Genomic DNA, 24,035 nt, shown 5'->3' with positions numbered 1-24,035 from the left:
TCCACAAGATAGACCCTGTACCTGGCTTGATTCTGCCTCCGCGGACGCATAGCCTCAAGTCAAACAGGAATGCCGTCCAAAGAGGCGGATGTTGGAGGTTCCCTTTTGCTCAAGCTCAAGCGCGTTCAGATCCTCGGTTTCAAGTCGTTCTGCGACCGCACGGACGTTCAGCTCAGCGGGAATGGCATTGCCGCCATCGTGGGTCCCAATGGCTGCGGCAAATCGAATATCTCCGACGCCATCACCTGGGTGCTGGGCGAACAGAGCGCCAAGAGCCTCCGCGGTATCAAGATGGAAGACGTCATCTTTGCCGGAACGCGTGACCGCAAGCCGACCGGCATGGCCGAAGTATCGCTCACACTGGTTGACCCCGATGTGTACGACGCCAGCGACAGCAGCGATGCCATCAACATTGCATCTGCGAGCAATCGTCCTGCAGAACTGAGCGACTGGGACGAGCAAAGCGAACGCGACGTCCGCTCCGCCGACACCGCCGCAGCCATTGCCGAAGCGCAGCCCGGACCGATTCCCCTGGGTGAAGAATCGGAAGAAATTGAAGTGGATGCTCCGCAGAGCGTCACCACCGACGAAAACGGCGAACCCGTTGCTCCTGTCGTTCTGAAGATTCGCCGCCGCAAATTCAATCGCGCACCGGTGCGTGCCGGTGAAGTCACGATCACGCGGCGACTGTTCCGTTCGGGTGAATCGGAGTATCTGCTGAATGGCAAAATCTGCCGTCTGCGCGACATCCAGGACATCTTCTTCGGCACAGGTTTGTCTGGCGAAAACTACGCCATCATTGGGCAGGAGCGCATTGGACAGTTGCTGTCTTCTAAGCCGCTCGATCGCCGCTCCATCCTGGAAGAGGCCGCAGGCATTACGCGTTTCAAGACGAAGAAGCGTCTTGCGGAACTGCGCCTGGAAGCCAGCAAACAGAACCTGGCACGCGTGGATGACATCTTCGACGAAGTGACGCGACAGATGGCTTCGCTGAAGCGCCAGGCGGCCAAGGCCGAACGCTATGGCCAGATTCGCGATGAACTGCGTGGCAAATTGCGCATTGTGCTGCGCAGTCGGCTCTCGCAGCACGACGAGGATCGCAATGCCTCAGAAACAACCGTTGCCAGGCTGACCGAGACGATTGATGCGCAGGCTGCTTCGCTGGAAGCGCTGGATGCAGAGCATACTGCAAGCGTCGCGCGTGGCTATGAGTTGGACGAAGAGATTCGTGTGGCACAGAGCCGCACCAACGAGACACGCATTGAGCTGGAACGCGCTACGTCGCGCATTGCCAGCAATCATGATCGCATTCACGACCTTGCCGCACGCATTGCCAGCGGCACCGACGAACTGGCGCAGTTGAAGCACCAGATGGAAGCGCTGGCTGCTGATCGCGAAGGCTTACAGAAGTTTCTGGAAACGGCGACCGCCGATACCGAAGAGGCTCGCCACACGGCGCAGGATCGCCAGCAGGAAGCCGACGAAGCGCAGGCGCAGGTGAACTCCGTGGATCGCGAAGCACAGCAGGGCCGCCACCATTCCATGCAGTTGATGCAGCGCATCAGCAATGTGCACAGGGAAGAGGCGCAGGCTGCGGAATCGCTTGCAGGGCTGGAGCGCGAAGCGCAGCGGCTGGTCTCAGAGAGTGAACAGGCCAAGGCGGAACTGGATGCGCTGGGCAAGCAGCGTGGACAGGTGAGCATGAGCTTTGAGTCCGTGACCGATCGCCTGAAGCGACTGGAAGCGGAGATTGCGGAGTTCCGCATTGAACTGAGCAACAAGCGTAACGAAGAGATGGAGACGCGCCGCAAGGGTGATCATCTGCGCGCGGAAGCAGCTACGCTCACCGGCCGCCGCAATTCGCTGGATGCGTTGATTCGCGATCACAGCTACAGCAACGACACGGTCAAAAAACTTTTCAAGACAAACGGCGTTAGCACCTCCGTTGCCCCTGTGGGCACGCTTGCCGAATTCCTTGAAGTGGAAGATGAGTACAGCAATGTCGTCGACGAGTTCCTGAAAGAAGAGTTGAACTACATCGTCGTGAAGGACTGGAACTCAGCCAGCGCCGGCATTGGCCTGCTGAAGACTTCCGTCGATGGGCGTGCGACCTTCCTCGTCCATGAAGAGAATGCGTCTGCATATACCGCAGGCATGGCGAGCCGCGTGAGCAGCGACCTGCGTGGCGCGCGTCCGCTGAAGGATTGCATCAAGGTGCTGAATGGCTTTGGTAGGTCACTGGAAGTGATTCTGCCGAAGCTGCGCGAAGGCTACATCGCTCCGGATTCAGAAACGGCGCGCGAGCTTGCGGTGCAGAACCCTGAGGCATTCTTCCTTTCGCCCACAGGCGAGACATTCCACAATGTCACCGTTACGGGCGGCAAAGCGCGCGCAGAAGGTCCGCTGGCGCTGAAGCGTGAACTGCGCGAGATTCAGACGAAGCTGGAATCGGTTCAGGCAGAACTGTCGCAGAGCGAGGTAGGCGTTGCTTCCCTCACCCGCGACATTCAGGAGTTGCAGCAGACCATTGAAGTGAAGAGCAACGAGCGCCGCGATGCCGAGCGTGAAGCCGCTAACAGTGGCGCGGCTCTGCGCCAGATGGAATCGGAAGCGGCGCGTATTGAGCGTCGTCTTGCAGATTGGTCGCTGCACACGGAACGCAACCGCGATGCGCGCGCACAGCGGCAGGAACTGATCGAGCGCAAACAGGCTGAGTCCGCGCAGTTGACTGCCGAGCGTGAAGCCATTGAAGTACGCATCAACGAAGCGATGCTGCGCACGGATGATCTGCGTCGTGCGCGTGAAGAAGCACAGTCTGCCGCTGCCGCCGCCGCTGCTGCACTTGCGGGACTGGAAGAACGTCGCCGCAACGCGTCCTCAAACTTTGAACAGAATGAGCGTATGCGTAACACGACGCAGCAACGCATTCATCATCTGGAAGGCCAGAATGCTGGCGCCGCGGCAGAACAGGCTCGTCGCGAAGAAGAGACCATTGCGCTGCAGGCACAGCAGGAAGAACTGACGGCACAGCGCGAGCAATTGAATGCAGAGGCGAATCGCCTGACTGCGGAGGCATCTTCGCTGCGTGCGCAGATTGCGGAGAAGAACAATACCCTTCGCACGCTGCGTACGGAGATCGAAGGTCTGCGTGAACAGCGTGCTACGTTGCAGGCAAAAATTGCACGCCTGAGCAGCGAGATTGAACATCTGGAAGCGCAGTCGCTGAACGATCTGAACGTTCCTGCGGAAGAACTTCGCGCTGACACGACGATTGAGGCCATTACTTCCGAAGCGCTGGACGCTGCGGAAGAAGACACTCGTTCGCTGAAAGGCAAGCTGGAAGCGATGGGCCCCGTGAACATGATGGCGCTGGAAGAGTTTGCAGAAGCGGAGCAGCGACATGGCTTTCTGGAGACACAGCGCAAAGACCTGCTGGATGCCATCGATAACACCCAGAACTCCATCAAGGAAATCGACGAGATCAGCAAGACGAAGTTCGATGAGGCCTTTGCGATCATCAACAAGAACTTCTCGGATATGTTTCTAAAGCTCTTCGGCGGCGGCCAGGCGACGATGAAGCTGACGGACGAATCAAACTCGGCGGAGAGCGGTATTGATTTGATCGCGTCGCCTCCGGGCAAGAAGATGCAGAACGTGCTGCTGCTCTCCGGTGGAGAGAAGGCGCTCACTGCCCTGTCGCTGCTGGTTGGTATCTTCCAGTTCCAGCCCAGTCCCTTCTGCGTGCTGGACGAAGTGGACGCGCCGCTGGATGAAACCAACGTGGGCCGCTTTGCACGCCTGATCCACGAGATGAGCAAGGAAACGCAGTTCGTGGTGATCACCCATCACAAGCGCACCATGAGCGAAGCCGACGTGATCTACGGCGTGACCATGCAGGAGCCCGGTGTGAGCAAGATTGTCAGCGTGAACCTGAACAAGGCAGAACGGCGAGCGGTGGCGTAAGCCTCTCTTGGTCTGTAGAAACTCCGAATCATTGAATGGGCCAGCTTCCGCTGGGCCCATTCAAACTCTGCAACCACTCGTTGCTATGCCTTAGCAGGAAACGCTCTTGCATTTGGGATCAGTTGTTGCATCATGTGGAAGCTATGCGTAAATCCATCCGGTGAAAACGCCTTCAGGATGGCCGCATTTGCCGCCGCGGCCGGACCTTCACAGCGTGTTGCCATAGCCTCTTCGAACACCGGAAGCTGATCCCTCCAATCCTTTTGCAGCAGGATTTCGGCAAGTTCACCGGCATCCTGCAGCGCGAAGTTCGCACCGTCGCCGCCGAAAGGACTCATCACATGGGCGGCGTCTCCTATTAACGTGATGCCCGGCTCATGTTTCCAACGATGCCCCGGCGACAGCCAGTAGATTCCGCGCGCGCCCACCACATCGTCGCTCTCTGCAATCAGGCTGGTTAAGTTACCGCCCCATCCGGAAAACTTCCTCATCAATTCAGCGCGAATTTCGGTCTCCGTCTTACCCGCATAAACATCGACAGGCCCGTGAAACGCCGCGTAGAAGCCGATGAGCGCGTTTGCGTCGCGATGCATCATCAGGCCCATGCTGTCTCCGAGAGAAAACGTCAGGCCATGCCCGACAAGTTTTGCGATAGCAGGATGGCGCCGGTCCACATCGTGAATCCCCAGTTCCACAAAGACGATGCCGCTATATTCCGGCTGGGACGCGGAGACGGCTGGCCGCACCTTCGACCATGTGCCATCGGCGCCCACCACCAGGTCATAGCGCTCTCGATTGCCATCCGCAAAAACGATGTCGCAGGTCCCATCCTTTTGCGCCTCTACGCCGGTCACATGCTGATTCCAACGCACCATCCCCTGCGGTAACGAATCAAGCAGCATCTGGCGCAGATGGCCGCGGTCCACCTCGGGCCTTCCGCCTTCGGAACTTTCATCCAGCAGACGCAACGTTCCATCGCTGTCGTAGAGCCGCATCTCCTGATCCTGGTGACGCGCAATACGTTGAAATTCCGCGGTCAATCCGGCCTTTGCCAGAGCGATCTGTCCACTGTCTGCATGAATATCCAGCGATCCACCCTGCGGCCGATAGACAAAGGATGATTCGCGTTCCAGTACCGTAACTTCCCTGCCGCCCTGATGGAGGATGCGTGCCAGCGTCAGCCCTCCGGGACCTCCTCCGACAATCGCGATGCGCGTGTTCATTATGCATAGCCTCCTATCCATTATTCATAGGATACTATGTATTCAGAAACCGATTCATGAATATCAAATTTTCTCCGGGCCCAGGTCAACTCATCCAGCGCATGGCGCGTATGACCAATCGTTGGCTGGAACCGCGCCTGCAGGCAATGGGTGTGGCGGTGGCGCAGGTGCCTGTGTTTGGAGCCCTTCAGCTTCGAGGCCCAATGTCTCAACGTGAACTGGCAGAACTGTTGCATGTGGAGCAGCCAACTATGGCGCAGCTTCTGAACCGCATGCAACGCGATGGTCTGATCGCTCGTAAACCCGACCCGAAAGATGGTCGCAGCAGCCTCATCTCATTGACTCTACGTGCGCTCAAACGCTCTGAAGCGGCGCGCGACATTCTGGCGGAAGGTCGTCAAATCTCGCTGCAGGGGTTTACGAAAGCTGAAGTGGAGACGTTGCAGGTGCTTCTGCAGCGCATGGTGGACAACATGGAAGAGGAGCTGGGCAAGTAACAATTCTGGTTCATTCGCTCACTCCTTCCACACACGGGGCTTTCCCTCGTTGCGCCAAAGTGATGAACTGTTCTGTATGAGTGAAATGCCACTGGGCGACCGGAAACCGATTTTGAGCGGTAAGGTGCGAGACCTGTATGAGGCCGGGCCGGACCGGCTGCTCTTTGTTGCCAGCGACCGCATCTCTGCGTTTGACCATGTGCTGGGCAGCACCATTCCGGACAAGGGCAAGGTACTTACGCAGATTTCGCTTTTCTGGTTCGATTACCTGCGCAACCTGGTGCCAAACCACCTGCTGACGGCGGACGTGCGTGACTATCCCGCCGATCTACAGCCGTACAGCAACTATCTCCGCGGCCGCAGCATGATCGTCCACAAGGCAAAGATGGTGCAGGTGGAGTGCGTGGCGCGCGGTTTTCTTTCCGGCTCCGGATGGAAGGATTATCAGCGTACCGGCGAAGTGTGCGGAATTCCGCTGCCTGCGGGGCTGCGCGAGAGTGATCGTCTGCCTACGCCGATCTTTACTCCTGCAGCGAAGAATCATACCGGACACGATGAAAACATCGGGTTTGATCAGGTAGTGGCGTCCGTTGGCGGCGAACTTGCCGAGACTCTGCGTACGCTGACGCTTTCCATTTACAGCACCGCTGCGAAATATGCCGAGAGCAAAGGTCTGATCCTGGCCGATACCAAGTTTGAGTTTGGATTTGTTCCGGCAAAAGACGGCAGCGATCTGCTGGTGCTGGCTGACGAAGTGCTGACACCGGATTCGTCGCGCTACTGGCTGGCCAGTGGTTATGCGCCGGGCGGAGCGCAGCCCTCGTTCGACAAGCAGTATGTACGCGATTACCTGGAAGAGATTCACTGGGACAAGCAGCCACCTGCGCCGTCGTTGCCGCAGGAAGTGGTTACCGAGACGCGGTTGAAGTATCTGCAGGCGTTTATGCAGCTTACGGGCAAAGCAAAGCTGCCGGAATAACAGCGATGAATGAAGCACTCCATGGCGCGGCGGCTGGACTGGGGCATATGAACCCGCTGGACTGGGGCATTGCGCTGGTGTTGGCCGTGTCGACCGTAATGGCGTTTCTGCGCGGACTGATCCGGTCAGTGGTTTCGCTGGGGGGAATTCTGGCAGGGGTGCTGCTGGCGTTCTGGTACTGCCATCGGTTGGCCGGGTGGCTGCATCGCTGGATTACGGAGTCGTCGCTCGCGGAAGTTGCTTCCTTTGTGTTGATTCTGGTTGGGGTTATTGTTCTGGCAGCGCTTCTGGGAAGACTGCTGCGCGGGGCCTGTTCGGCGGTCGGACTAGGATTTCTGGATCGGCTGGGGGGTGCGTGTTTCGGGTTTGCCAGGGGGATTCTTCTGCTGGCGGCCCTGCTGTTGCCGGTGGCTCCGTTTCTGGGGAGCGTACCCGCTGCACAAACATCGCTTCTTCTTCCCTATTTGCTTCCGGCCGCACATGGGATATCCTTCGTTGTGCCGCGTGACTTTGGCAGACGACTCTCCGCAACCGATTGGCTGACCCATGCCAGAACGGCTGCAGGCGAGTGGTCGCCCGCCATAGTCCGCACCATGCCATCTGAGCGAGGTAAGTACGAGTGAAGCGCGAACTGGACGCACTGGTGGCACAAATGCACGCCGATGGCATTTCCTATGAAGACGCTGTCCGCGAATTCAAGCGGCGTTACCTGCTACAGGTACTGATCAACCATCGCGGCAACCAGTGCAAGAGCGCTGAAGAACTGGGCATGCACCGCAATACGTTGAGCCGCACGCTGGCAGAGCTGAACATGGACACCGCGCAGATTCGCAACGGCCTGAAGCGCCCGGCACGCAGTGAGCGCGCAACGGGAACGCCGCGGCTGCAGACGATCGCCCGCGTCCGTTGAGGTACGTCTAACCAAGCAGTGGTCACTGCATCCAAGCTGATTCATCGGGGTCTCCTGGCGAGCGTTTGCACCGCTACGTTTTTTTCTGCCTGCACAGTGGTTGCGCAGCAGGCGCCGAACCTGCCTCCTGATTCGCAGGAACCTGCGGCAAGAAAACCGAAGGAACCAACTCAGAAAGACCGTGACGCCGCAGAGAAAACCTATCTTGCCGGGGCGAAGGAATTGCAGAATGGGCGCTTCCCGCAGGCCGAGAAACTCTTTGCGCAGGCTATAGAGCGCAATCCCCAGCGCAGCGAATACGTGCAGGCACTGTTGCTGGCACGGGAACATCACGTGACCGATCTGCTGCACGAAGCCGCGAAAGAACGTTCGACGAACCCCGCTGCCGCAGATGCGCTGGTGGCACAGGCGCGGTCGCTGGATGCGGCTAATCCCGCTGTTGTGCAACATGCTTCCCCGGTCGATCTTCATCCCATTCGAACGGAACGGCTGGCCACCAGCATCGTGCTGCTGCACAATGCTTCGCGGCACAGCTATCACCAGCGCGGAAACATCAGTGTTCTGGCGGAAGCTGTTGCACGCGATTATGGCCTGCACGTGGTGTTCGATCCGGATATGCCGACGAAGGACTACCGCATGGATGTGGACGACGCCAACTTCACCGAAGCCATGCAGGTGCTGGGGCTGGTCAGCGACACGATGTACGTCCCGCTGGACGAGCACACGATGCTATTGGCGGAGGAGACGCCGCAAAATCGTCTGCGTTATGAACGCATGGTGGAAGAAGCCTACTTCTTTCCGGGCTACGCCGCCGACCAGCTCAAGGACTTTGTCAGCATTGCGCAGACCATTCTGAGGATGGAAAAAGTCAGTGTGGATGCGGCCCAGAACGCCATCGTGGTGCGCGGGCCCGCAGACCTTACCGACGCTGCCGAGCGCATCTTCTCAGACCTGATGGCGGGCCAGAGCGACGTTGTATTTGATGTGAAGGTCTATGCCGTGGACCATGCGCGCACGCGGAATCTCGGCGTGGTGCTGCCCAGTTCGTTCACCGCCTATAACCTGGCGACGGAGGCACAGAACATCATCTCCGCGAACAGTTCCCTGGTGGAACAACTCATTGCGAACGGCATTATTCCATCCGGCACGAGCAACGTGGCGATTGCGGCGTATCTCGTCTTTGTAGCCGGTGTGAGCGGGTCGACTGCGCTGACGAACACGTTCTTCGTCTTTGGCGGAGGATCGACAACGACCGGTGTCACCACCGCCAACGCTCCCTCCATCAATCTGGCTCTGAGCACCAGCGATGCACGTACGCTGGAAGATGTACAGTTGCGTGCCGGGAATATGCAGAACGCCGTCTTCAAGGCAGGGACGCGTTATCCCATTCAGACATCGCTCTACAGCGACATTGCCAGCAGCACTTCGGGAGCCACATCGGTGAACGGTGTCAGTCTCTCCAGCCTGTTGTCGCAGTATCTGGGTTCCAGTTCGCTCAGCAATAGTTCTGTTATCCCGCAGGTGCAGTATGAGGACCTGGGCATTACCCTGACCGTGAACCCAAAGATTCAGTGGACGGGCGACATCACCACGCATCTTGAGGTGAAGATCAGCGCCCTGGCAGGATCGTCGCTGAACGGCATTCCGATCCTGGCTAGCCGGCTGTTCTCATCCGACCTGACTGTGCACGATGGCGATACGGTGATGATGGTGAGTCAGACCACCAGCACGGAGACGGCTGCGGTTACTGGCATGCCGGGTTTAAGCGAGATTCCTGGATTTCAAAGCACCACAAACAAGAACGGCAGCAAGTCTACCGGCGAGCTGGTGTTGCTGGTGACACCGCACATCGCACGACGCGCCCACACCTCTGCAAAGGGGCCTTACATTCCATTGCAGTCCCGCCCCGAGACGGACTGATTCCCTCTTATGCTGCGGGAACCGCGTGGCGAATATCGCGTCCCTTGACCCAGAAGATGACGTCTTCCGCGATGTTGGTGGCGTGGTCGCCTACGCGCTCCAGATTGCGTGTGATCAGCATGGCGTGCAGCGCCTGCGAGGTGTACTGCGGCTGGTTGCGGATGACATTGGAGAGCGCATGGAAGGCTGCTGAGTTCAGCGTGTCCACTTCATCGTCCAATGCGAGTACGTTTTCGGCAAGCTGCGCGTCACCGTCGATGAATGCTTCCAGCGCCTTGCGAATCATGGCCGCGGCAAGTGTTCCCATGCGCGGAATGTCTACCGGCAGATCCACCGGCTGCAGATCGTTCGTCTCTCCGGCGCGGATAGCGATGTTTACGGCGAGGTCGCCGACGCGTTCCAGGTCTCCGTTGATACGGATGACGGAGAGGATAAAGCGCAGATCCACGGCCATGGGCTGCTCCATGGCGAGCAGGTCAAGTGCGGTGGAATCGATCTCGCGTTCGAGTCGATTGATGGCGGGTTCGCTGCGGCGCACAAGCTCCACCAGTTCGGGGTCGCGTGTGCGGTAGGCTTCAATGGAACGCTGGATGGCCTGCTCCGCAAAGCCTGCCATGACCAGCAGTTTTTCCTTCAGTTCGTCCAGCGATTGATGAAAGCGTTTGCGCATCTTCAGCCGAACCTCCCTGTAATGTAATCCTCGGTTCGCTTGTCGCGTGGGTTGGTGAAGATGCGGTCGGTCTTGTCAAACTCGACCAGTTCCCCCGAAAGAAAGAAGCCGGTATCCTCTGCCACGCGGGCCGCCTGCTGCATACTGTGTGTGACGATGACGATGGTGTAATCGTCCTTCAGCTCAAAGATCAAATCTTCAATTTTGCCTGTGGAGACGGGATCGAGCGCACTGGCAGGTTCGTCCATCAGCAGGACTTCGGGGTCTACCGCGAGAGCGCGTGCAATGCAGAGGCGCTGCTGCTGACCACCGGAAAGACTGGCACCGCTCTTGGTGCGGAGATGGTCTTTAACCTCGTCCCACAACGCAGCCTGCCGCAGCGAGCGCTCCACCACTTCATCCAGTTCCGCGCGTTTGGCGACACCGCCCAGCCGCAGACCGGCTGCCACATTCTCATAGATGGACATGGTGGGAAACGGGTTGGGCCTCTGAAAGACCATACCGACGCGGCGGCGCACTTCGACCGGCGAAGCATCGTCGTAAATATCCTCGTCGCCAATGCGGATGGTGCCTTCCACGCGGGCGTGCGGGGCCGTCTCATGAAGACGATTCAGGCAACGCACAAACGTGCTTTTGCCGCAGCCGGAGGGGCCGATCAACGCCGTTGCGGAGTTTGCCGCAATCTCCAGCGTGATGCCCTTCAGCGTGTGGGTCTTGCCGTACCACGCGTTCAAATTGTCAACGGCAATCGCAACACCCACGCTTCTACCCCGGCCACGGAAATGCACACGAATCCGTGCATCAAGAGTACCCGAGAAGCATGAACATAGTGTCAATGCACGCGAGGGAGCGCTTAGAAAGTTAACGGCTGTTCCATGTTGCTTTTACGAAGCCAGCGGCAGCGTAAACAGGAAGGTGCTTCCCTTGCCCAGTTCACTCTCCACCCAGATGCGTCCGCCATGTTGTTCGATCAACTGCTTGGCGATAGAAAGGCCCAGGCCGGTGCCGCCCTTCTCGCGGGAACGCGCCTTTTCGACACGGTAGAAACGCTCAAAGAGGCGTGGCAGATGTTCCGACGGAATGCCGGGACCAAAGTCCTGCACGGAGAACTGCACCGCATCCTCCACGGCACGCGCGCCAACGACTACGTGCGGCACCTGCTCCATACCGGAGGAGTACTTCAGCGCGTTCTCCAGGAGATTGCCCAGCACCTGCAGGACGGCGTGTTCATCCGCCATGACCTGCTGCTCCGTGCTTTCGCCGATCTCGAGCTTCGCGCCTTCGGCATACGGCGCGCCAGAGACCGTGCGCAGAGCATCGCGGACAAGAAGTTCCGCAGCAATGGGCAGAGGGTCCAGAATCACGTCGCCGCGTTCCACTTTTGCCAGCATGAGCAGGTCTTCTGTCAGGCGGTGCATGCGCGAAGCATTCTTCAGCACGGTCTCAAGGAACTCATGCGCAGCAGGCGAAAGCGCTTCCGTATCCAGCACCGTTTCCACATAGCCGACGATAGACGTGAGCGGTGTGCGCAGCTCGTGTGACACGTTCGCCACGAAATCGCGCTGTTGCCGCTCCAGGGCCTCGAAGCGGGTTGTATCGCGCAACACCACAACAGCGCCCCCTCCGGACAGTGGCGATGCGGTTACGTGAAAGACGCTGCCATGCAGCAGCAGTTCGCTGCGGCATTCCTGCGTCGTTCCGTTATCGAGGGTGCCCTGCACGCAGGCAAGCACCGCAGGATCGCGGAAGGTGTGCACCAGGGCGCGTCCGTGACGCACGGAAACACCGGGGCCCTCGCGTTGCATCAGTCGTTGTAAGACAGCGTTGCTCCACTGCACGCGGCCTGCAGCATCCAGCCCCAGCACGGCGTCCTGCATGCCTTCCAGCAGCACTTCTAACTGATGACGGCTTTCCAGCAGGTGTTCGCGATCGCGCTCCACAGCTTCCGCGGAACTTCTCACAGCGGAAAATACTGGCTGGAGGATACGGACGGACTCTCCAGAGCCAGACGGGATCTGCCGCGCTGGCACAGCACCGATTTGCCTGATAGCCTTTGCGGCGGCTTCAGCACGGCGCAGCATTGCGCTTCGCACCGCCATGCCGCAGAGCAGGCAGATGGCAACGAAGAGAGACACTGCGAGCCATTGCCAGCCGGGATGCCGCGCCACCAATAACAGGAGCGCAACACCCGCCAGAACAGCCAGCAACAGTGCTACCAGCGGATTGTGGAGCGGACGGGTCACGTACGGAGTCTACGTTCTTATTCCGTAACAGTGGCTACGGTCAGCGTCTGGGCAATGCGATCCGGACGCTCAAACCGATAGCCCGCGCCGCGCATGGTCTTCAGATAACGCGGATCTTCCGCGTCGTCCTCAATCTTTTCGCGGATGCGGCGCACGTACACGTCCACGGAACGCGGCGTGACGAAGCGGGCGTCGCCCCATACGGCATCCAGCAACTGGTCGCGGCTGAAGACGCGTCCGGGATGGCGCGCGAGGTAATCCAGCAGGCGGAATTCCGTCGCCGTGGTGGTGACGACTTCTCCGCGTACACGAAGCTGCATGGCGCCGCTGTCAATCTCAATGTCGCCCATGCGAATGGTTTCTGCGGGCTCGTGACGCTCAAACCGGCGCAGCACAGCCTTTACGCGAGCCAGAAGCTCGCGCGTGCTGAAGGGCTTGGTGATGTAATCATCGGCGCCCAGTTCCAAACCGTGGACACGATCGCTCTCAGAAGCCAGCGCGGTGAGGAAAATCACCGGGATGGAGCTCAGCGAAGGATTCATACGGAGACGCCGGCACAGGTCCAGGCCATCGCCGCCGGGCACCATGATGTCCAGCAGGAACAATCCCGGAGCCTTCCGTTCCGCCGCCGGAAGCACTTCACCGGCATTCGCAAAGGCCTGAACGTTAAAACCGTTCGACTCCAATTGGTAACGGACTAACCGGCTGATATCCGCATCGTCTTCCAGCAAGAAGATAGTCTGGCTCACGCGTTTTGCAATCTCCCTGTACCCCGGCAACAGGCGGTACCCGCAATCAGCGTAGCGCAAACTATCGCAGTCAATTGCAAATGGACGGTAAATCGTTGATAGAAAGTGCGTCGGAATCCGCCGTGGGGTAGTGTTACTTCAAACCAACCTTATACTTGGCTGGATACTTCGAACAATTCATGAGCTTTCCTGACTGGCTGCTAGCCGACCTGAACGTACCGAGCGCGCACCAACCGGAGGCACAAAATGCCTGGTGGCGGGTGATGTGCCTGACCGGCGTGGATTATTTCTCCACCCTGGGATACCAGCCGGGCATTGCTTTTCTGGCTGCCGGTGTCCTGTCGCCGCTGGCTACGCTGGTGCTGGTGGTGGTCACGCTCTTCGCAGCGTTGCCCATCTACCGGCGTGTCTGCCAGGCCAGCCCTTACGGCCAGGGCTCCATTGCGATGCTGCAATCGCTGTTTCCCGCATGGTTCGGCAAAATCTTCGTGCTGATCCTGCTGGGATTTGCCACGACCGACTTCATCATCACCATGACGCTGTCGGCGGCGGACGGCGCGGCCCACCTGATCCATAATCCGCTGATGCCCGCATGGGTGGATCACCAGGTGGTGGTTACACTGCTGATTCTGGCGATCCTCAGCGGCATCTTTCTGAAGGGGTTCAAGGAGGCCATCGGGGTTGCGGTGTGGCTGGTGAGCGGCTACCTGTTCCTGAACGCAGTGGTTGTTGTGGCTGGCGTACGCGAGATTATCCATCATCCGGAGACGCTGCATGGCTGGCGCATGGCCATCGCCGACCGGCACCAGAGTCCGTGGATGATGTTCGGCGTCGCGCTGCTGCTGTTTCCACGGCTGGCGCTTGGCCTGTCTGGATTTGAAACCGGCGTCGCCGTGATGCCGCTGATCAAGGCAAAGGATCAGACGGAACGGATTCGGAATGCACGCCATCTGCTGGTGACGGCCGCCGCGATTATGAGCGTGTTCCTGATCGCCACCAGCGTCATCACCACGGTGCTGATTCCTCCGGCGGCATTCCAGCCCGGCGGTGATGCGAACGGACGCGCCATGGCGTGGCTGGCGCACCACTATGCCGGAAATGTCATTGGTACGACCTACGACATCATCACCATCCTGATTCTTGGCTTTGCCGGAGCTTCCGCGATGGCTGGGCTGCTGAACTTGATTCCGCGCTATCTGCCGAAGTTCGGCATGGCCCCGGAGTGGGCGCGTGCATCGCGTCCGCTGGTGCTGGTGTTCATGGGCATTGCGACGCTGGTCACCGTGCTGTTCCATGCCGATGTGGACGCGCAGGGCGGAGCTTATGCGACCGGCGTACTGGTGCTCATCACCTCTGCTTCCGTGGCTGTGATGCTGAATGTACAGGTAAAACGGCTGCGCTATGTGTTCATGGCAACCACAGCCATCTTCACCTACACGACCATCGCCAACATCATTGAACGACCGGAAGGCCTGAAGATTTCCTCCATCTTCATCGCGTCCATCCTGTTTTCCTCATTTGTCTCGCGCGCGTTTCGCTCCACGGAACTTCGCATCTCCGAGGTGCAGTTGGATGCCGAAGCAGAAGCCGTTCTGGCAGAAGACGAAGACCAGCTCATTCGCCTGATCGCACGCGGCCCGGAGGCAGGAGACGCCGTGCAGTCGCTGGATGTAGATGACTGGAAGATCCGGCACTTTCATAATCTTTCCAACACGGAATGCATGTTCTTTTTTGAAGTGATCCGCGGCGATGCGTCCGATTTCTCCCAGACCCTTCAGGTAACCGGACGCCGCGTCGGACGGCATCGCATTCTGAGCGCACGTAGCCCCGTGGTCGCCAATGCAATTGCGGCGCTGCTGATCTACATGGAACAACGCACCGGCAAGGTTCCCCATGTCTACTTCCGCTGGACGGAAGTCAGCCCCGCAGTTAACATCATGCGTTTCCTGTTCCTGGGTGAAGGCGATACCGCACCGCTGACGCATGAGGTGTTGCGCCGCGCCATCTCGCAGCAGGAGCGGCGACCTGTGGTTCACGTAAGCTGACTCCGCTTTCTTGACGGTGTGAAGAGCAGGACGATACTCTCGTCGAGACCTGCCACCGCACCCCTGAGGAGAGCCGTAGCCAGATGCCTTTTGACGATGCTCCGCATGGTGCTGCGCGGTCGCTGCGTGCCGACATTGCCAACCGGCCCGACATGCGGCGGCGATGGTTCGTTATCATCCCCGCTGTTTTTATTACCTATAGCCTTGCTTATGTTGACCGCGCCAACTACGGCTTTGGCGCCGCCGCAGGGCTTGCCGATGAACTGCACATCACTTCGTCGCAATCGGCGCTGCTGGGATCGTTGTTCTTCTTCGGCTACTTTCTCTTTCAGATTCCCGGCGCAGCCTATGCGCGCAAACGCAGCGCACGCCTGCTGATTGCTCTGGCGCTTTGCACATGGGGCATTCTTGCTGCGTTAACCGGCGTTATTCGCAGCTATCCGCTGCTGGCGATTGATCGACTGTTACTCGGCGCGGCAGAGAGCTTTATTCTGCCGGGCATGTTGATCTTGCTGACGAAGTGGTTCACGCGCTCAGAACGTTCGCGCGCGAACACCATTCTGCTGCTGGGCAATCCAGTTACGGTGCTTTGGATGTCGGCCATTACGGGTTACATCATCCGCGCCTTCGGATGGCAGATGACGTTCATCATCGAAGGCCTGCCGTCCGTGCTGTGGGGGTTCGCCTGGTACGCCATCGTGCGCGACAGGCCGCAGGATGCGCACTGGACCACCAGCGAAAGCCGATTGGAACTGAACATGGTACTGGCAGCAGAGCAGTCGTCGCTGCCTGCTGTTCCGAACATGGCCGCGGCACTGCGCAATCCCAACGTGATTCTGCTGTCGCTGCAGTATTTGTTGTGGTCCATCGGCGTGTATGGATTTGTACTGTGGTTGCCGCTGATGGTGCATAAGGGCGCAGCCACGGGCATGGGGGTTACCGGCCTGCTCAGCGCTATTCCCTATGCCGCGAGCATCGTGCTGATGCTGATCAACAGCTATTTCTGCGACCGCGCATCCACTCGGTCGCGCTTTGTGTGGCCGTATCTTCTGCTGGCAGGATGCGCTTTTTTCGGCTCGTATCTGGCAGCCGACACCAGCTTCTGGATCGCCTTCGGATTCCTTATCGTGGCTGGCGGATGCATGTATGCGCCTTACGGCCCGTTCTTCGCCATCATCCCGGAGATGCTGCCCGCGAATGTTGCAGGAGAAGTGATGGCTCTGATCAACAGCATGGGGGCGCTGGGTTCTTTCCTGGGCAGTTATCTTGTGGGTTATCTACAGGGAGCGACGGGCAGTTCCAAGGCTGGCTATCTGCTGATGTCCGTGTCGCTGCTACTCTCCGGCGTGCTGATTCTGCTGCTGCGGCCGGTGAAGACCGCAGCGGTTGCAGAACTCTCCGTCGAATAACTAGGCCTTTGCAGCGCGAAATTCACGCACGATGCCTGCATATTTTGCGGCTACGGCTGTGACCTCATGCAGGCGCTGCTCAAAACACGCCTTCTCATCGACGAGGTCCGCGCCCACTCCTAATGCGTAAGCTCCTGCTGCAAGGAAGTCTTTCGCGGTGGTCACCGTAACTCCGCCCGTCGGGATGAGTTCAATCTGCGGCAACGGCGCCTTCAGCGATTGCAGATACTTCGCGCCGCCCATCGCGCTGGCCGGAAATATCTTGATGATGTCCGCACCCGCCTGCCACGCGGTAACAACTTCCGTCGGCGTAAGTGCGCCGGGCAATACCGCGATGGAATAACGATGGCACAAGGCAATCGTCTCCAGATTGATGGCGGGACTGACCACAAACTGCGCCCCCTCGGCAATGCACATGCGCGCCGTTTCAGGGTCCAGCACGGTTCCCGCACCCACCAGCAGGTCTGGGCGTTCCTTTGTCAGACGACGGATAACCTCGATGGCACCCGGCACCGTCATGGTCACTTCCATTGCGGAAACGCCACCTTCCGCAATCGCTTCGGCGAGCTGCATGGCCGTATCCACGGAGCCAGCCCGGAGTACGGGCAGAACACCTACTTCACGAATCGCCTGTAGAACTTCAGTCTTCTTCATATTCTTCTCCCCACACAGGCACTAGCGCTGCACGCCGCTGCCCTTGCCATTCATGGCATGCATCACTTCCGTCAGCGTGGACATGGAACTGTCCCCCGGGGTTGTCATGGTCAGAGCGCCGTGGGCTACGCCACAGTCCAATGACCATTTCAAATCTTTGCCTTCCATCAGGCCATAGAGCAGCCCCGAGGCAAACGAATCGCCTGCGCCCACGCGATCCAGAATCTCAAGATCGAGGAAGCGAATGCTCTCCTCCACCTCGCCATCCATCCACGCAAATGCGCCCCAGTCATTGCGATTCGCGGTGCGCACCTTGCGCATGGTGGTGGCGATTACGTGAATGTTGGGGAACTCGCTCTGAATGCGCTCCGCCATCACGGCATAACTTGCGCGGTCATGCCACGGTGGTCCGCTGGATGACTCACAGATTTCGGCGGACAGATCTCCATCATGTCCGAACAAAACATCGACCATCGGCGCCAACTCGCGATTCAAGCGGCTGGCAGCAAGGCGTCCGCCGCGGTCACGCCACAGCGATGGCCGATAGTTGCAATCGAACGACACCACTACGCCATGGCGCTTTGCCGACTCCATTGCTTCTCGCGCGACTGCTGCCGCAGAATCCGACAGCGCGCAGAAGATGCCGCCCGTGTGAAACCAGCGGACGCCCTCCTGTCCGAAGATCGCGTCCCAGTTCACATCGCCTGGCTTGATCTGCGCAATGGCCGTGTGAGCACGATCCATCATGCCCATTGCCGGGCGATTGCCGAAACCACGTTCCAGAAAATAAATCCCGTTGCGCGCTTCGCTACCGATGCCGTCAAATTCTGTCCAGAGGACATGGCTCAGGTCCACGCCGCCCTGCAGCATCAGGTCTTCCACCAGCCTGCCGACCGGGTTGTCGACCAGCGCGGTGACAACCGAGCTGCGCTGACCGAAACAGCGTCGGAGACCGCGGGCTACGTTGTATTCCCCGCCCCCCTCCCACACGCGGAAATTACGCGTGCGGCTGATGCGATCCTCGACCGGATCGAAGCGTAGCATCACCTCGCCGAGACTCAGCAGGTCCCATCGACAGGCAGAAGACGAACGTAAATCGAGTGCCATGAATTCAGTCTCACCTAGTTTCCGCACTCTGAAACAGCGGATTCACCCTTCACAGGAAACGTCAGTACCTATCGTACAGGTTGGAGAAATGGTTTAAACCACCTGTGCTCGCCGCAGGGCCCGTCGAGCATCGGCAAAGTGGCGTTTCATCCACATACCTGCCTTCACCGGTTCGCGATCCTCAATAGCATCCGCAATGCGCACATGGGCCTGCACCACCTCCAGCATCTCTGTCTTTTTGCGCCGCTGGAGAATGCCGCTGCGCATGGATTGCCGCATGCAGCCGTGCATGGCGCAGCCGATCACATCGATCAGCAGATTGCCGGTGGCACGATTGATGATGCTGTGAAAACTGACGTCGTGTTCCACAAAATCCGATGCGTTATCCAGCGATTGCTTCATGCCGGTGATGGCCGCACGTAACTGCTGAATATCGGCACGCGAGCGCCGGAGGGCCGCTAATTCAGCCGATCGCACTTCGACAGCGGTGCGGACATCCATCACCTGCTCGGTCGAAATCTGCTGCGTGGATACGGCATGGAGCAGGAGCTGCGTCAGAAAGCCACTGTCCAATGTGCCGACTTTGGGCGAGCGACCGTTTCCCTTTTCAATGATTCCTGCCACTTCCAGGGAGTGAAACGCCTCGCGTACCACCCCGCGGCTGACTTTCAGCTCCGTACTGGTCCGCAGTTCGGATGGAAGCGAATCCCCCGTGGAAAGGCCGTTTTCCCGGATGTATTCAAACACAAAATCTGTTACGCGCGATGCGAGCGTCTTGATTGGAATGCGTTCCGCTGCCATGGTTTGCAAGTATGCCACTCCAGACGACGTAAGACCAAGAAGATATATCATTCTCGCGTGAATTATTCGGAAGCGCTTCCAGCGACCTATTGTATAGGTCGGCCTAACCTGTCGTCTAAAACACTCCAAAAACACGTTGACCATAGAATCCGGAACGGTCTATAGTTCCCCTCGCTTTAACTAACCAAGGTGGATCGTTCCCTATGCCTTTCAAGCTCAGCACTTCCTGCGTTCTGCGTTCCTTAGCCCTGGCAACGCCGATTCTCCTGATGCCGGTCGCCGGTTATGCCCAGACCTTGTACGGAGGTCTAACGGGCGTAGTGACGGATGCCACGGGCTCCGTAGTTCCCGGAGCGACTGTCTCCGTTGAAAATCCCGCAACTGGACTGAAGCGTTCGGCAACCGCCGATGGCAGTGGCAACTACCAGTTCACGGACCTTCCACCGGGCACATACAACATCACATTCACCGCCGCCAACTTTGGCTCATCCAGTTCTAAGGGTGTTCCTATCAGTGCAAACCAGACACGTCGCGCTGATGTGACGCTGAGTGTCGGCAATGTCACGGAGTCGGTTGAAGTGAATACCGCGCCGCCCGCTCTGCAGACTGAGCGCGCCGACGTGAATTACGAGATCTCACCAAAGCAAGTACAAGAACTGCCAACCACCTCAACAGCAGGCCGCAATTTCCAGGGCTTGTACCGCCTTGTACCAGGCGTACCACCGCCGACGGAAAACAACTCTCAGGCCGGCAATCCTGGACGTACGCAGGCCGTAACTGCCAACGGCATTGTGAACACGGTGAACTCCACCAAGATTGATGGCGCAGCCGTGGGGTATCCGTGGCTGCAGTCCATCGTGGCGTACATTCCTCCGACGGACTCCATTGAATCAGCGAACATCGTAACCAGTAGCTTTAACGCTGAACAGGGCGCTGCTGGCGGCATTGCTGCCAATCTGATCGTGAAGAGCGGCACCAACAGCTTTCACGGTGGCGCGTGGGAATACAACTCCATCCGTGACTTCAACGCGCGGCAGTACTTTACGCGTCCTACTGCCGCACAGCCGAACAAACCGAAGAATATCTACAACGAGTACGGTGCAAACATCGGCGGTCCGATCATCAAGGACAAGCTGTTCTTCTTCTTCAACTACAACAAGGTGTCACTGCGCCAGTTCAAGACCGGCAATGCAATGACCGTGCCAACTGCGGCAGTTCGTGGCGGCGACTTCTCAGGCACGGGCATTACGATCTATGACCCACAGACAGGCAACGCAAACGGGTCGGGGCGCACTGCATTCGCGGGTAACGCAATCCCTGCCGCGCGCCTCAGCGCAGCCGCGCAGAAGATTCTGGCGCTACTGCCGACACCAAACACTGCAGGCACTTCCGGCAATTACCAGGGTGGAGCGGTACTGGCGTACGACCGCAGCTCCTACGACGCAAAGGTCAGCTATAACCCGACGGACAGAACGACCTTCTTCGGGCGTTACTCGGTGGGACGTTCGAACATCGTTGACCCGCCTGCTCTTGGAGCGGCGATTGGTAACACGTGGGACGGTGGCCAGCCGGGATCTGCTCCAGGCACCATTCAGAACGTAGGGCTCGGTGCCACGCATACCTTCACGCCCAACTTCCTCATCGATGCCAACGCAGGTTTCGTCCGCATCAACCTTGCAGCGCGAGCCCCGGACTACGGTAAGAACGTTGGTCTGGACACGCTCGGCATTCCTGGAACAAACGGCCCCACGCCCTTCCAATCCGGTACTCCGGGCTTTATCGTGGCCAACAATTCCAGCTTTGGCAATTACATCCAATCCAATCCATTTCAGTTCCGCGACATGCAGTACGTTGCCAATCTGAATGGCACCTATATCCACGGCCAGCATAACTTCCGCTTTGGAGGTGAATATGTGCACTCCGCCATCAACCACCTTCAGGCCAACAATGCCGGTCCACGCGGTCAGTTCACCTTCTCCGGTGGCGTGACGGGCAACAATACAGGCGCCGCGGCAGATGGTCCGAACTACTATCGCGCCATCGCTGATCTTCTCCTCGGCATGCCACAGGCGATCGGTAAGACGGTTCAGCTCTTCCAACCGAATGGCCCTCGCTTCTCAGTCTTCAGCTTCTACGCGCAGGACACGTGGAAGCCGTCGCCGAACCTGACCATCAACTATGGTATGCGTTACGAATACTACCCGTTTGCGAATCGTGACCATACGGGCGTGTTCCGCTTTGATCCAGCGACCAGCAATGTGCTGATTGGCGGGCGAGGTTCCATTCCAACAGATACTGGCGAAAATGTTGGGTGGGGCATGATCGTGCCGCGTTTTGGCATTAACTATCGCGTCAACGACAAGACCGTCATCCGCTCGGGGGGAGGTATCACGGTGGATCCGGAAAACTTCCGCTTCTTCCGCGATTCCTATCCTGCACTCATCACGCTGAACAATACCGGCAATATCAATGGCGTGAATAACAACTATCTTCCGGCGGGAGCTCTCACCGCTCCCAATGCCGCAGCTCCCAACATGAATACGATTCCGAACGGAACGCTGACCGCTGGAGTACCTACAGTTGCCATTCCTGACATTTCTACTGGCGTGGTGCCCTTGCCAGCGAACTACACCACTCAGACGGCTCCTCAGAAGTGGCGTCGTGGCTACATTGAGGCCTGGAACCTCTTTCTTGATCGTGACCTGTTCAAGGGGATCGTTCTGAATGTGGGATACGTGGGCACACATCATGTCCGTCAGGTGCTGGGTATCGATATCAATGCAGGCGGCGTCGGTGGTGCTCGTCCACTCTTCTCCAACGCAGCCTCAAGTACGGGTGTCGCTCGCTACACCGGCACCATTCTGAATGTGGTGCCGACAGCGGACGAAGAGTATTCAGGTCTGCAGCTTCAGGTCAGCAACCGCTCCTCGCGTGACCTGCAATATGGTTACTCCTACACCTTCTCCAAGTACATGAACAACTGGGATGCGGATTCGACTCTGGGTACCCCGACCTTCAGCACACCGGCGTACTACAAGAAGAACTTTGCGTTGTCCGGCTTCGATCGCAAGCACATGAATGTGTTGTGGACCGCGTACAAAATGCCCTTTGGGCATGGACGCAAGTATCTTAACCACGGTGTGCTGGGCGGCATTGTTGGAGGATGGGATCTGAACACGATCATGACCTACTACAGCGGCAAGCCATTCCAGATCACGGATACTCTACAGGCTGGTAACGGCGACACTGCCGTGCCAAATCAGATCAGCGCTCCCAAGCTTACAGGGACGCGGTTGACCGCGAATTCCAACGGCAATCCCTACTACTTCGTGAACAACGGAAACTATGTGCACTCCGCCACCGGTACCAACGGCAACGTGGGCCGCAACACACTCCGCGGACCGGGGTACTTCAATCTGGACGTGGGCCTAACACGCAACATTCCGATCTATAAAGAAATTGCTGTCGTGCTGAAGGCGGAATCGTTCGACGTGACCAACACTCCGCAGTGGAACAACCCTGTCGCCGATTACAACAACACTGGTTTCGGCCAGATTCAGGGCGTGCTCGCCACCAGCAACCGTACGCTTCGTTTCAGTGGTCGCATTTCGTTCTAACTTTCTCCAACCATGAAAAGGCCCTGCTTTGGCAGGGTCTTTCCATTGCCCTTTGAAACGAATTGCTATCGTTGAACATCGAAGAGAAGGACACGGAGGAAGATGATGCCGGTGATTCGAACCTGTGAGATGTGTGGCACGAAGAACCGCATTCCCGCGGAGCATCTTGCGGATACGGGTCGCTGCGGTTCGTGCAAACAGCCGTTACCTGCTGCGAATGAACCGATTGCTGCCGATGTAGCGCTCTTCGATGAAGTTCTGCAAAAGGCGCGTGTGCCGGTGCTGGTGGATTTCTGGGCAGCGTGGTGCGGGCCGTGCCGTATGGCAGCACCTTATGTTGCGGAAACTGCGAAACAGATGGCGGGACGTGGCTTGGTGTTGAAGGTGGACACCGAAGCGAACCCACAGCTTTCCGCCCGGTACAACGTGCGCGGCATCCCGAACTTCGCTGTGTTTCGCAACGGTGCTCTCGTCCGCCAGCAGGCTGGACTTGTCGATGCGTCACAGATGGTGCGATGGCTGCAGGAAGCCGCAGCCTAGCACTGTCCGTAGGTTGCTGACGCGCCGTGCTTGCGGAAGTAATGGCGATCCAGCAGCGCCTTTGAAACTCCTTCGCAGTTCGCCCTCAGTGTTAGCGTCTGGTAGGCCATCTTTGCGACTGCCTCCAGAACTACGGCGTTATGCGCGGCATCGTGTGCATTCCTGCCCCATACGAACGGTGCATGACCTGCGACTAGACATGCGGGAACGGCAAGCGGATCGATTGGTTGTCCGGCTTCGCCGTTGCGGAAGCGCTCTGCAATCGCCAGACCTGTCTCGTGGACATAACGGCCTTGAATCGCTTCATCGCTGAGCGGTGCTGTTACTGGTACCGGGCCATAGAAATAATCTGCATGCGTGGTGCCAAGCGCAGGAATCGGCAGGCCTGCCTGAGCAAAACTGGTCGCATAGTCAGAGTGCGTATGGACCACCGCACCGATCGATGGGAATTCGCGATACAGCAACGTGTGCGTATCCAGGTCAGAAGAAGGACGCAGATTCCCTTCCACGATTTCACCTTCCAGATCGGTAACGACCATGTGCTCCGGCTTTAGCTTGTCGTAGTCCACGCCGGATGGCTTGATGACGACAAGCCCCTGCTCGCGGTCGACACCCGATGCATTCCCGAAGGTGTACAGCACCAGCCCGCGACGCACCAGTTCCAGGTTTGCTTCCAGCACTTCTTCGCGTAGTTCCTTTAACAGCATC

At 58.4% G+C, this 24,035-nt stretch carries 19 protein-coding genes; 10 read left to right on the top strand and 9 right to left on the bottom strand.

Annotated elements, in window-relative coordinates; translation table 11 throughout:
* Positions 1–105 precede the first annotated feature (105 nt).
* A complete protein-coding gene (gene smc, locus AB6729_RS02515) occupies positions 106–3,963 on the top strand; it encodes a chromosome segregation protein SMC (RefSeq protein ID WP_371079976.1) in 3,858 nt (1,285 codons plus the stop codon).
* 83 nt (positions 3,964–4,046) lie between these two features.
* On the opposite strand, the gene AB6729_RS02510 is transcribed toward smc, so the two are convergent.
* Complete coding sequence (locus tag AB6729_RS02510) at positions 4,047–5,186, bottom strand: FAD-dependent oxidoreductase (protein WP_371079975.1); 1,140 nt, start codon at positions 5,184–5,186, stop codon at positions 4,047–4,049.
* Positions 5,187–5,242: 56 nt separating this feature from the next.
* Here AB6729_RS02510 and AB6729_RS02505 point away from each other — a divergent pair, with 56 nt between their 5' ends.
* The 5 genes from AB6729_RS02505 to AB6729_RS02485 all read left to right on the top strand — a co-directional run bounded on the left by AB6729_RS02505 (position 5,243) and on the right by AB6729_RS02485 (position 9,492).
* On the top strand, positions 5,243–5,683 hold the full coding sequence (locus tag AB6729_RS02505; RefSeq protein WP_371079974.1) for a MarR family winged helix-turn-helix transcriptional regulator: 441 nt from the start codon (positions 5,243–5,245) through the stop codon (positions 5,681–5,683).
* Positions 5,684–5,768: 85 nt separating this feature from the next.
* Positions 5,769–6,662: a phosphoribosylaminoimidazolesuccinocarboxamide synthase gene (locus tag AB6729_RS02500; protein WP_371081183.1), complete on the top strand. Its 894-nt coding sequence runs from the start codon at positions 5,769–5,771 to the stop codon at positions 6,660–6,662.
* A 5-nt stretch (positions 6,663–6,667) separates the two neighbouring features.
* The gene (locus AB6729_RS02495) at positions 6,668–7,285 is read left to right on the top strand and encodes a CvpA family protein (RefSeq protein WP_371079973.1); all 618 of its coding nucleotides are present in this window, start codon (positions 6,668–6,670) and stop codon (positions 7,283–7,285) included.
* Complete coding sequence (locus AB6729_RS02490; protein ID WP_371079972.1) at positions 7,282–7,572, top strand: helix-turn-helix domain-containing protein; 291 nt, start codon at positions 7,282–7,284, stop codon at positions 7,570–7,572. The genes AB6729_RS02495 and AB6729_RS02490 overlap by 4 nt, the downstream gene beginning before the upstream one ends.
* A gap of 96 nt (positions 7,573–7,668) precedes the next feature.
* Positions 7,669–9,492, top strand: coding sequence for a type II secretion system protein GspD (locus AB6729_RS02485; RefSeq protein WP_371079971.1), 1,824 nt, complete (start codon positions 7,669–7,671; stop codon positions 9,490–9,492).
* A gap of 7 nt (positions 9,493–9,499) precedes the next feature.
* On the opposite strand, the gene phoU is transcribed toward AB6729_RS02485, so the two are convergent.
* The 4 genes from phoU to AB6729_RS02465 all read right to left on the bottom strand — a co-directional run bounded on the left by phoU (position 9,500) and on the right by AB6729_RS02465 (position 13,154).
* Entirely contained in the window at positions 9,500–10,162 is a 663-nt protein-coding gene (phoU, locus tag AB6729_RS02480; RefSeq protein ID WP_371079970.1) for a phosphate signaling complex protein PhoU, read from the bottom strand.
* 2 nt (positions 10,163–10,164) lie between these two features.
* Positions 10,165–10,923, bottom strand: a complete 759-nt coding sequence (gene pstB / locus AB6729_RS02475) for a phosphate ABC transporter ATP-binding protein PstB (protein WP_371079969.1) — start codon at positions 10,921–10,923, stop codon at positions 10,165–10,167.
* 123 nt (positions 10,924–11,046) lie between these two features.
* A complete protein-coding gene (locus AB6729_RS02470; protein ID WP_371079968.1) occupies positions 11,047–12,405 on the bottom strand; it encodes a sensor histidine kinase in 1,359 nt (452 codons plus the stop codon).
* 17 nt (positions 12,406–12,422) lie between these two features.
* Positions 12,423–13,154 carry a winged helix-turn-helix domain-containing protein gene (locus AB6729_RS02465; RefSeq protein WP_371079967.1) on the bottom strand — a complete coding sequence of 244 codons (732 nt, stop codon included), beginning with the start codon at positions 13,152–13,154 and terminating at the stop codon, positions 12,423–12,425.
* A 179-nt stretch (positions 13,155–13,333) separates the two neighbouring features.
* On the opposite strand from AB6729_RS02465, the gene AB6729_RS02460 reads away from it, so the two are divergent.
* Together AB6729_RS02460 and AB6729_RS02455 are read left to right on the top strand one after the other, a co-directional pair.
* Positions 13,334–15,199 (top strand): amino acid transporter, encoded by a 1,866-nt coding sequence (locus AB6729_RS02460; RefSeq protein WP_371079966.1) that lies wholly within the window; start codon positions 13,334–13,336, stop codon positions 15,197–15,199.
* Positions 15,200–15,282: 83 nt separating this feature from the next.
* Positions 15,283–16,608, top strand: a complete 1,326-nt coding sequence (locus tag AB6729_RS02455; protein WP_371079965.1) for an MFS transporter — start codon at positions 15,283–15,285, stop codon at positions 16,606–16,608.
* On the opposite strand, the gene AB6729_RS02450 is transcribed toward AB6729_RS02455, so the two are convergent.
* From AB6729_RS02450 to AB6729_RS02440, 3 genes are all read right to left on the bottom strand, one after another.
* Positions 16,609–17,262 (bottom strand): bifunctional 4-hydroxy-2-oxoglutarate aldolase/2-dehydro-3-deoxy-phosphogluconate aldolase, encoded by a 654-nt coding sequence (locus AB6729_RS02450; protein ID WP_371079964.1) that lies wholly within the window; start codon positions 17,260–17,262, stop codon positions 16,609–16,611.
* Between the two features lie 21 nt (positions 17,263–17,283).
* On the bottom strand, positions 17,284–18,369 hold the full coding sequence (locus AB6729_RS02445; RefSeq protein WP_371079963.1) for a PfkB family carbohydrate kinase: 1,086 nt from the start codon (positions 18,367–18,369) through the stop codon (positions 17,284–17,286).
* A gap of 93 nt (positions 18,370–18,462) precedes the next feature.
* Complete coding sequence (locus tag AB6729_RS02440) at positions 18,463–19,170, bottom strand: FadR/GntR family transcriptional regulator (RefSeq protein ID WP_371081182.1); 708 nt, start codon at positions 19,168–19,170, stop codon at positions 18,463–18,465.
* Between the two features lie 203 nt (positions 19,171–19,373).
* Here AB6729_RS02440 and AB6729_RS02435 point away from each other — a divergent pair, with 203 nt between their 5' ends.
* Entirely contained in the window at positions 19,374–22,787 is a 3,414-nt protein-coding gene (locus AB6729_RS02435; protein ID WP_371079962.1) for a carboxypeptidase regulatory-like domain-containing protein, read from the top strand.
* Positions 22,788–22,892: 105 nt separating this feature from the next.
* Positions 22,893–23,327, top strand: coding sequence for a thioredoxin TrxC (gene trxC, locus AB6729_RS02430; protein ID WP_371081181.1), 435 nt, complete (start codon positions 22,893–22,895; stop codon positions 23,325–23,327).
* Here the strand turns inward: trxC and AB6729_RS02425 are convergent.
* Positions 23,324–24,034 (bottom strand): L-ribulose-5-phosphate 4-epimerase, encoded by a 711-nt coding sequence (locus tag AB6729_RS02425; protein ID WP_371079961.1) that lies wholly within the window; start codon positions 24,032–24,034, stop codon positions 23,324–23,326. The genes trxC and AB6729_RS02425 overlap by 4 nt on opposite strands.
* Position 24,035 lies beyond the last annotated feature (1 nt).

The organism is Terriglobus sp. RCC_193 (assembly GCF_041355105.1).
GTDB lineage: Bacteria > Acidobacteriota > Terriglobia > Terriglobales > Acidobacteriaceae > Terriglobus.
Note: the sequence above shows the minus strand (reverse complement) of the source record. Positions and strands in the feature narration are given on the sequence as shown.